This is a genomic window from Sanguibacter sp. Z41_6 (assembly GCF_059621145.1).
In genome coordinates, this window is sequence record NZ_JCAQIF010000001.1 from 416,862 (window position 1) to 425,818 (window position 8,957).

At 71.5% G+C, this 8,957-nt stretch carries 12 protein-coding genes; 6 read left to right on the top strand and 6 right to left on the bottom strand.

Annotation, left to right across the window (positions count from 1 at the left end; translation table 11 throughout):
- The first annotated feature begins 27 nt into the window (after window positions 1-27).
- Window positions 28-1,086: an XdhC family protein gene (locus tag AC54T1_RS01955; RefSeq protein WP_496910837.1), complete on the top strand. Its 1,059-nt coding sequence runs from the start codon at window positions 28-30 to the stop codon at window positions 1,084-1,086.
- Window positions 1,087-1,122: 36 nt separating this feature from the next.
- Here AC54T1_RS01955 and AC54T1_RS01960 read toward each other — a convergent pair whose 3' ends face one another.
- Window positions 1,123-1,713, bottom strand: a complete 591-nt coding sequence (locus AC54T1_RS01960; protein WP_496910838.1) for a GNAT family N-acetyltransferase — start codon at window positions 1,711-1,713, stop codon at window positions 1,123-1,125.
- A gap of 113 nt (window positions 1,714-1,826) precedes the next feature.
- Between AC54T1_RS01960 and AC54T1_RS01965 the strand changes: the two genes are divergently transcribed.
- Window positions 1,827-2,564 carry a GH25 family lysozyme gene (locus AC54T1_RS01965; protein WP_496910839.1) on the top strand — a complete coding sequence of 246 codons (738 nt, stop codon included), beginning with the start codon at window positions 1,827-1,829 and terminating at the stop codon, window positions 2,562-2,564.
- A gap of 57 nt (window positions 2,565-2,621) precedes the next feature.
- Here AC54T1_RS01965 and AC54T1_RS01970 read toward each other — a convergent pair whose 3' ends face one another.
- Window positions 2,622-2,903 carry a DUF4287 domain-containing protein gene (locus AC54T1_RS01970; protein ID WP_496910840.1) on the bottom strand — a complete coding sequence of 94 codons (282 nt, stop codon included), beginning with the start codon at window positions 2,901-2,903 and terminating at the stop codon, window positions 2,622-2,624.
- A gap of 98 nt (window positions 2,904-3,001) precedes the next feature.
- On the opposite strand from AC54T1_RS01970, the gene AC54T1_RS01975 reads away from it, so the two are divergent.
- Together AC54T1_RS01975 and AC54T1_RS01980 are read left to right on the top strand one after the other, a co-directional pair.
- Window positions 3,002-3,529: a GNAT family N-acetyltransferase gene (locus AC54T1_RS01975; protein WP_496910841.1), complete on the top strand. Its 528-nt coding sequence runs from the start codon at window positions 3,002-3,004 to the stop codon at window positions 3,527-3,529.
- A complete protein-coding gene (locus AC54T1_RS01980) occupies window positions 3,526-4,155 on the top strand; it encodes a hypothetical protein (protein ID WP_496910842.1) in 630 nt (209 codons plus the stop codon). Before AC54T1_RS01975 ends, AC54T1_RS01980 begins: the two co-directional genes overlap by 4 nt.
- Here the strand turns inward: AC54T1_RS01980 and AC54T1_RS01985 are convergent.
- A complete protein-coding gene (locus tag AC54T1_RS01985; RefSeq protein ID WP_496910843.1) occupies window positions 4,128-4,643 on the bottom strand; it encodes an SRPBCC domain-containing protein in 516 nt (171 codons plus the stop codon). The genes AC54T1_RS01980 and AC54T1_RS01985 overlap by 28 nt on opposite strands.
- An 84-nt stretch (window positions 4,644-4,727) precedes the next feature.
- Between AC54T1_RS01985 and AC54T1_RS01990 the strand changes: the two genes are divergently transcribed.
- Both AC54T1_RS01990 and AC54T1_RS01995 read left to right on the top strand, forming a co-directional pair.
- Window positions 4,728-5,963: an MFS transporter gene (locus tag AC54T1_RS01990; RefSeq protein ID WP_496910844.1), complete on the top strand. Its 1,236-nt coding sequence runs from the start codon at window positions 4,728-4,730 to the stop codon at window positions 5,961-5,963.
- Entirely contained in the window at window positions 5,960-6,823 is an 864-nt protein-coding gene (locus AC54T1_RS01995; protein ID WP_496910845.1) for a PHP domain-containing protein, read from the top strand. The genes AC54T1_RS01990 and AC54T1_RS01995 overlap by 4 nt, the downstream gene beginning before the upstream one ends.
- A 61-nt stretch (window positions 6,824-6,884) precedes the next feature.
- On the opposite strand, the gene AC54T1_RS02000 is transcribed toward AC54T1_RS01995, so the two are convergent.
- From AC54T1_RS02000 to AC54T1_RS02010, 3 genes are read right to left on the bottom strand one after another with little or no spacing between them, the layout of a single operon-like run.
- Window positions 6,885-7,475, bottom strand: a complete 591-nt coding sequence (locus AC54T1_RS02000) for a hypothetical protein (protein ID WP_496910846.1) — start codon at window positions 7,473-7,475, stop codon at window positions 6,885-6,887.
- Window positions 7,476-7,520: 45 nt separating this feature from the next.
- Entirely contained in the window at window positions 7,521-8,066 is a 546-nt protein-coding gene (locus AC54T1_RS02005) for a GNAT family N-acetyltransferase (RefSeq protein ID WP_496910847.1), read from the bottom strand.
- On the bottom strand, window positions 8,063-8,935 hold the full coding sequence (locus AC54T1_RS02010; RefSeq protein WP_496910848.1) for a dihydrodipicolinate synthase family protein: 873 nt from the start codon (window positions 8,933-8,935) through the stop codon (window positions 8,063-8,065). Before AC54T1_RS02010 ends, AC54T1_RS02005 begins: the two co-directional genes overlap by 4 nt.
- Window positions 8,936-8,957: the final 22 nt, after the last annotated feature.

Consider the following 8,957-nt stretch of genomic DNA (forward strand, 5'->3'; position numbering starts at 1 on the left):
TGTGAACGGCGGACGACAGGGGGAATCGTGCTCGACATCGCTGCTGCGCTCCTGGGACTCGTCGCCGACGGCCGCCGCGTCGCGGTAGCCACGGTCGTCGCCGTGCACGGCAGCGCGCCGCGGCCCCCGGGGGCCTCGATGGCGGTCTCCGACGACGGCGCGGTGGTGGGCAGCGTGTCCGGCGGGTGCGTCGAGGGCGCGGTGTACGACCTCGCGCTCGACGTCCTCGCGACCGGGCGGGCGGTGCGGCAACGCTTCGGTATCAGCGACGAGGCCGCGATAGCGGTGGGCCTCACGTGCGGCGGCTCGATCGACGTCCTCGTCGCCCTGCTGCCCGACGACGACGCGACCCTCGGGCAGCTGCGCTCGGCCGCGCGGGGGCGGGGGGCGCGGGTCGCGGTCGTCGCGGGTGGGCCGGGGGACGACGCTGACCGCGTGGGGCGGGCGGTCCCTGCCGGCGCGATGGACGCCGACCGGCCCTGCGTGACCGGGCTCGTGCTCGTCGGGACGGGGCCGGGGACGATCGAGGTGTTCCACGAGGTGCTCCGGCCACCGGCGCGGATGGTGGTGTGCGGGGCCAACGACTTCGCCGTCGCGCTCACGGCGGCCGGGGCGCTCGTCGGGTACACCGTCACGGTGTGCGACGCCCGTCCCGTCTTCGCGCGGCCCGAGCGCTTCCCCGGCGCGGACGAGGTCGTCGTGGCCTGGCCGCACCGGTACCTCCAGGGCGAGCTCGCCGCCGGGCGGCTCGACGAGCGCAGCGTCGTGTGCGTCCTCGCGCACGACCCCAAGTTCGAGGTCCCCCTGCTCGTCGCGGCCCTGCGGATGCCGCTGGCCTACGTGGGCGCGATGGGCTCGCGGCGGACGCACGAGACCCGTGAGACGGCGCTGCGGGAGGCGGGCCTCACGCAGGACGAGCTCGCACGGCTGCACTCACCGATCGGGCTCGACCTCGGGGGGAGCACCCCGCAGGAGACGGCGGTGGCGATCCTCGCCGAGGTCCTGCTCGCCCGGACGGGCGGGTCAGGCCTCTCGCTGCGCGACGTCGGCGGGCCGGTCCACCGTGGGGCCACCCCGGCCCGGTGACCCTGCGGGGCCGGTGACGCGGTCGAGCGACGGGGATCAGAGCTGGGCTCTCCACTCGTCGGCGAGGAGCGCGTACCCGATGGCATCGATCCACCCCAGGTCACGGTGGAAGGAGTCACGCACGGCGTAGATCTCCCGGCGCATCCCCACCCGCTCGGCAAGTCGGCAGGAGGGCTCGTTCGCGGCGAACACGTCGGCGACCACCCGGTGGACACGCAGGTCGTCGAAGCAGAGCCGGAGGAGCTCCCGCACCGCCTCCGTCGCATACCCCTGCCCCCCGAGGTCCGGGTGCAGGGCCCACCCGATCACGGCCTGCTGCCCTCTGGCCTGGTCCGCCACCTCGCGCTGGGCCCAGGCGTCCACCACCCGGACCATGAGGTCCCCGATGATGTGCCCGTCGAGCTCGATGACGAGGAGATCACTCAGGCGGCTGCCGAGAAGGTCACGCCAGTCGGCCTGGTCCGCGGGGTGCCAGGCTCCCCACCGGCCGACGTCCTCCCGCTGGCGGTAGGCCCACATGGCGTCCTCGTCGGCCATGGTCACCCGGCGGAGCGTGAGACGTTCGGTGCGGAGCGGCCACGACACGTCGTCGAGCGGGGTGTGGGCATTCTGGTGGTTTTCGGTCACAGACCAGGATGGTACGTGGCGAGCTGCCGCTGCGGATCGGGTGGCGCGAGCGCGCGCCGCCCGACGATGAGACTGATGCCCAGGGATCACAGACCTGCGCGACGATGTCCGCTGTGACCGACTCCTCCCCCGCTGACCGGCCCGTCCCCCCGCCCACCCCACGGCGCTCTCGGCGCCGCTGGCTGATCGGCGGCGCCGCGCTACTGCTCGTCGCGGCCCTGCTCGCGGGCGGGGTCTACCTGTGGGCGCCCCACCACCGCCCGGCGCTGCGCGACGGCGAGGTGTTCGGCGTCGACGTGAGCCACCACCAGGGCACGATCGACTGGGACGCGGTCGCCGGGGACGACATCACCTTCGCCTACCTCAAGGCGAGCGAGGGCACGACGTTCCTCGACCGCCGGTTCGTCGAGAACTGGTCCGGAGCGGACGACGCCGGCATCGCTCGCGGCGCGTACCACTTCTTCACGCTGTGCGACCCGGGCGCTGAGCAGGCCGAGCACTTCCTGCGGACCGCTCCCCCAGAACCGGGTGCGCTGCCGCCCGCGGTGGACCTCGAGCTCGCCGGCAACTGCAGTGCCCGACCGCCCGCGGACGAGGTCGACGCCGAGCTCGACGCGTTCCTCGCCGTCGTCGAGGAGGCCTGGGGCACGGACACGCTGCTGTATGTGGGTGAGGACTGGGAGGGCGAGTACCCGGTGCTCGAGCGCTCCGACCGCCCGCGGTGGCTCGTGAGCTTCGTCGGCCGGCCGGACTACGCCTGGACGGTGTGGCAGCTGTCCTGGTGGGGCACTGTCGACGGGGTCGACGGGCGTGTCGACGTGGACGTCGCGCGACTGGACGACCTGCTGTGAGCATCCTCCGCTCGATCCGCAGGATCTAGGACGTGCACTCCCCCATCGAGCCGAGCACTACCGGGCCGCGATGCCGTCGAGCCGGAGCTCCGCCGTCTCGTCGCGGTGGCTGCCGGTCGAGCCGACGTGCTGCTCCGGCACCACGGGCCCGTTCTTCATGACTCCGTAGAGCGCCATCGCGTGACCGCGCCCGACGTCGTACGTGTCCGTGAGCCAGGTGACGAACTCGCCGGCCTTCGTCTCCGGCCCGTAGCCGCGGCTCGTCGCTTCGTCGAGGAGCTGCTGCGGTGTCCGTCCGGTCTTCTTCTCCATGGCATCGAGGTAGGCCTGGTAGGACATGTCGAGGCTCCCAGATCTGTCGGGCGATATGGGACTAACGTACCCCCGCGGTCGCTCTCGGTCACCGAAACGTCGGGTACGTCTGCGATCGTGGCCGGATGACGCAACCTCCCACGCTGCGCGAACTGGTCCCCGACGACGCTCCAACGCTCGGCCGGTGGCAGACCGACCCGACGTTCGCCGCCCACGCCGAGTGGCGCGCGAGCTCTGAGAGCGCTGCCCAGGAGTGGTGGAGCACCAGCATCGCCGACCCGGACGCGCTGCTTCGGCGCCTCGGAGTGGTCGAAGCGGGAGTACTCGTCGGCTTCGTCGACCTGCACGGCAGCGGCGCAGACGAGCGGGAGCTGGGGTACGTCATCGGCCCGTCCTCCCGGTGGGGCCGCGGGTTGGCGACCGCCGCGGCGAGAGCAGGCGTCGCCTACGGGTTCCAGCAGCTCGGCCTACGTCGCATCTGGGCCGAGGCCGTCGCGGCGAACCTCGCATCGATCCGGGTCCTGGAGAAGACTGGCCTTCACCCCATCGGCCGTGGCGAGGCTGCGACCTTCCTCGGTCAGGACTCCCACTACGAACGGTTCGAGCTCCTTCACCCGGACTGGAGCACTGCTCCGCGAGGGGATCACCCGTGAGATGGCAAGAACGCTTCCGTACGGTCGTCGCGATGTGGATCTTCGTCGGGCTGATCGGTGGCCCGTTCATGATCCTCATGGGCGTCGCCGCGTTCAGCGGGGTCGGGCCGTTCCAGGAACGCACCACCGTCAGCGCTGCCGCGCACTTCGCGCCGGGGCACGAGCTCAAGGTCAGCGGTAAGGACGGGGCCGGGCTTCGCCCGGGAGACTTCATGGTCCTCGCCCACCCGTCGAGCGTCGAACCGCTCACGGTCGCGTGCACGTGGAAGTCCCGCGTCTACACCACGGGCGAGCAGCGGTCCGGCACTCTCGAGCCCGTTGCGGTGGAAGGTACGGCGTCCGTGGTCGTCGATGCGGGCGACGGCCTGGAGTACCGGCCGGTGATGACGACGGCGCGCGGCTCAGGGTGGATGGAGCCCGAGTACCTCACCTGCACCGGGGAAGGTGTCCAGTCGTTCGCCGTCGCCGAGGACGACGGCATGTCCGACACGGTCCGGACGGCTGCGGGCGTCGGTGCGGTCCTCTTCGGGGTGCTCGTCACCGCCCTGGGCTTCGGCGCCCTCAAGCTGACGCGGCACTGGTCGCGGCAGAGGGCACCTCAGTCCGTGTCGTCACCCAGGGCCTGAGAGGTCTTCGGGGTGTACAGCTCGACCAGGTCGTCGTACCCGTCCCAGAAGTCCTCGATCAGCAGGCCGCGGCCGCTCAGGTGTGCGTGGAGGTACTCGAGGTGGCGGTGCCACCCAGCGGCATAGGACACCGGGTCCTCCAGCTCCTCGTGGTGCAGTGTCAACGTCGAGGTGGTGGCCGTCGCGTCGCTGAGGGCGAAGGTCACCCGGCTGGGGCGCTCCTCCGGGAAGTCCCACGTCAAGGTCAACAGCTGTCCCGGGCTCCACTGCTCCACAGCGTGCTCGGACCGGACCTCGTCGTCGTGCCACAAGGCGAACCGGGCGCTCTCGGTGAGGGAGTCGACGCTCAGGCGGCCGAGCCACTGGCTCGTCCGCGGACTCGAGGTCAGTGCGTCCCACGCCTCGTTCGAGGACGCTGGAAGCTCGACCCGCAGCCGCACGTCGGACGTAGCCGTCCCGGCGTGGCCGGTGATCGTCGGTGTCTGCATCCGGCCGATCGTGCCCGATCGGTACGCCTCCGACATGACGACCCGCCGCGCAGTGCTCAGTTCGGCCGCCTCTAGAGTGGGCGGGTGCTCCCCGGTCGCGGTCTTGGCGTGCTCGTGAGCGCGAACGCTCTGTCCAACGTCGCCGACGGCATCGCCTTCGTGTCGATGCCGCTCCTCGCGGCCTCCATGACGGACGACCCGCGGCTCGTTGCGGGACTCGCAACTCTGTACGCCGTCGTCCGCCTCCTGGTCGCCCTGCCGATCGGTGTCTGGGTCGACCGGGTCGACCGGCGCACCCTCCTCGTCACGGCCAACCTCCTGCGCGGTGGCGCCCTGCTGGGGCTCGCACTGACCATCCACGCGGGCGTCTCCTCGCTGGTCGTCCTGTACGCGGCCATGGCCGTGGTCGGGACGTTCGAGAGCATGGCCGACGACGCCGCGGTCGCCATCGTGCCGTCCCTCGTCGACCGCGAACGGCTCGACACCGCCAACGGGAGGATCGCGGCGACCCAGCTCATCGCCGACGAGTTCGCTGGCCCGCCGCTCGGCGGCCTGTTGTTCGCGCTCGCGGCGGCCGCGCCCGTGTTCGCGATGGGCGGGTTGTGGGCCGTCGCGGGCCTTGTCGCCCTCGCCCTGCCGATCCGGGGTTCGTCGCGACCACCCGTCAGGGCCGGGCGTCTCCCCTCGATCTCCACCGAGGCACGCGAGGGGATCGCCTGGCTGGCGCGGCACCGGGTCGTCGGCGCCCTGGCGCTCATCGGGGCGCTCGCGAGCGTCGGCTACATGCTGGCCTTCTCGATCCTCGTCCTGTTCGCACACGAGCGTCTCGGGCTCGACGGCACCGGCTACGGACTGCTTCTGGCGTTCTCCGCGCTCGGTGGGCTGCTGGGCTCGTTCCTCGCGCCACGGCTCCGGCAACGCCTCGGGTACCGGTGGACGATCGTGGGCAGTCTTGCCCTCGGGGCGGCGAGCCTCGGCGGGCTCGCGGTCACGACGGATCCGGTCGTCGCCGGCCTGCTCCTCGCGGCGTACATCCTGCACGCGGTCGTCTGGGGCATCTGCGCTGTCTCGCTGCGCCAGCGGCTCGTCCCGGACGACCTGCTGGGACGCGTCGGAGGTGCTGGCCGCGTGCTCGGGCTCCTGGGCCTTGCGGCGGGCTCAGCGCTGGGCGGGATCCTCGGCGCAGTCGACCTGATCCTGCCCGTGGCTGTCGGTGCCGCGGTGTTCGTGGCCTGCTGCCTCGTGGCTGCGCTCACGCTGCCCGGCGAGGAGCACGGCGAATCGGGCCTGCCCACAGGATCGAGCATCATGGTGCGATGACGTTGCCAGCCGACAGCCACGTGCACAGCGAGTGGTCCTGGGACACGGGCGGCCCCTCCTCCCCCGCGGTCGGGCGCATGCGCGCCACGTGCGCGCAGGCGGTGCGGATCGGGCTCGAGGCGATCTACTTCACGGAGCACCTCGACATTCCCGGGACGTGGCGCGCGGAACCGCAAGACCTGATGGCGCACCAGCAGGACCTCCTCACGAGTGCGGGCACCGTCGACTTCGCGCCGTTCGATGCCGCCGGGTACCTCGCCGCCGTCGACCGCATGCGCTACGAGTTCCCGGACCTTCGGGTCCACACCGGGCTCGAGCTCGGGCAGCCGCACCTCGTCGGCCGCCAGGCAGCGGAGCTCGTGGACCTCGATCTCATCGACAGGGTGCTCGGCTCCTTGCACACGCTCGACCTCGGCGACGGACCCGCCGAGCCCCACACCCTGTACCGCGAGCACGCTCCTGCCGACGTCATGGACGCTTACCTCGCGCAGATCCCGGTCATGGTCGCCAGCTCCGACGTGTTCGAGGTCGTCACGCACATCGACTACGCGGTGCGGACATGGCCCGCGAGCACGGCAGGGCCGTTCGACCCCCGCCTGTTCGAGGACGGCTTCCGGGCGGCGCTCCGGTCGATCGCCCAGGCCGGCCTGGCCCTCGAGATGAACACCCGGCGGCTCTGGCCGTGGGTCCCGGAGTGGTGGGCCGACGAGGGCGGTGCGGCCGTGAGCTTCGGCAGCGACGCCCACACACCGGACGCCGTCGCCGCACACTTCCCCGAAGCCACCGCGATGCTCGAGCACTTCGGCTTTCGACCCGGGAGCACGCCGGAAGAACTCTGGCGGCGGACGCACGCGATCTAGACCCGCGGCAGCGGGCTGAGCCCTTGTCGGATCTCCCTGGCGAGAATCAGCAGGGACCTCGTCACGGTGTCGTCGGGTACTCCCTCATGACAGCGTTGGGCGCCTCGCGCCCGTCGACGAGAACGCGGGCGGTGCTCAACGCATCAGCGTCGGGGACGTCGTCCCGGTCGATCACGACGACGACCCGGTACGGGTTGAAGTCCGCCAGGCACCCGTCACCGCCCTGCGTGTCCTCGACGGGGGTGATGTCGACGTCGCCGTCGTCCTGAGTCGTGACCTTGTCGACCCACGCCGGGCAGCTGCTCGACTCGCCGGAGGAGAACAGGGCCACCACCTGCTCCTCGAAGTCGACGTCCGCCAGGTCGCCGTAGACGCCCGGCGCGTGCGGCTCGCCCTCCTGCGCAGGGAGGTCGTCGCTGACGTTCTCCTCCCACAGCGTCCGGGCCGTCTCGCCGTCGTAGGCGACCTCGAGGATGAGAAACGGAGAAGAGTCTCCGAGCTCGTCGCGCCACCCGTCGACCTTGGCGAGCGTCCCGTCCGAGCCCCCGGCACCTGCCGAGCATCCGGAGACGACCAGCCCGACTCCGAGCAGCATGGTGCACCAGAGCGCACGTGGCTGGGTGCGGCTGCGGTCCACCTCGGCCAGTCCCATCGCGTCAACCTAGCGGTATCGACGCGGACGACGACAGGCCGCGGTTCATCGCGGCTCTGCTGAGGCGCTCACCTGTCGCAGATCGAGCTCCCAGAGCGTCTCACCATCGACCAGCTCCGGGGTGGGCACGAGCCCGAGCCGCCGCGCGACGCCCGCAGAAGCGTCGTGGTCGGGAAGGATGAAGGCTTGCACGACGACGACCTGCTGCTCCAGGAGCCAGTCGAGCATGGCTGTGGCCGCTTCCGTCGCAAGGCCTTGGTGCTGCGCGGAAGGCGCGACGAGCCACGCGATGTCTGCGGCGAGCGCGTCGTCGTCCTTGGTGAGCGTCGCCTGCACGTATCCGACGGCTTCACGCGTCGCCTCCGAGCGGACGATCCAGTTCAACCAACCGGCATCGCCAGTCGGTGACTGCCCGGCGGCCTGCATCTCGTAGCGGGTACGCAGGACGTCCTCCGTCGGGGGTTCGCCGCCGATGAAGGCGTAGAGCTCGGGCGCCGCAAGTGCCGCGACCATCTCTGTGACGTGCTCGGGACCCAACGGCTCCAGGACGAGGCGCGCAGTGCGGAGCTGGGTCGCGCGGGGCCACGTCATGCGATCGATCCGAGGACGTCCGCGAGCTCTCTCCGCTGTGCGCCGTCCAGGCCGAGCAGTGGCAGCGGCAGACTTCCGCTCTGGGCAAGACCGAGGTGCTCGGCGATCGCCGCGACGACGCGGAGGCTGCCGTGCTGCGCGAACATCGCCCAGACTGTCGCCAGCTCGTCAGACAGTCCCGCTGCTCGCGCCGCGTCGCCGGAGAGCGCCGCGCGGGCGATCGCGAGGGCCGGCGTCGGGAGGGTGCCGCCGATGACGGAGTACCAGACGTCGCATCCCGCGTTGAGTGCCGTGGCCGCGAAGGGGTCACCGGAGATCCCGATCGTCACGTCCTCTGGGAGAAGCTCACGGAGAGTGCTGATCCGCTCCACGGCGTCCCGAGGGTCGCTCGGCACGCCGGGGATCTTGATCGAGCGGACCCCTGGAAGCTCAGCGACGGAGCGGTAGAGGTCGTCGTCGAAGGCGAAGTGCGTCGTGCGCGGGTTGTCGTACGCGACGACAGGCAGCGACGTGGCAGCGGTGACGTCCTGGAAGAGCCGGTAGACGTCGTCGCGGGTCAGGGTCTGGTACGACACCGGAGCAACCAGCACGCCCGCCGCTCCGATCCCTTGAGCGTCCGCGGCCAGCGCCACGACGTCACGGGTGCGCAGCGCCCCCACGCCGACGATGACGGGCACCCCCGCGGAGTGCTCGAGGGCGAGGCGCGCGACCCGACGGCGCTCGTCGAGCGACAGGTACGCATACGCGCCCGTCGACCCCAGAACCGTGATCGAGTCGACATCCGCAGCAACGAGGCGGCGGACGAGCCCGACGAAGGCGTCTTCGTCAACCCGCTCGTCGCGCATGGGCGTCAGGGGGAATGCGCTCATTCCGGTGAACATGCGGGGACCT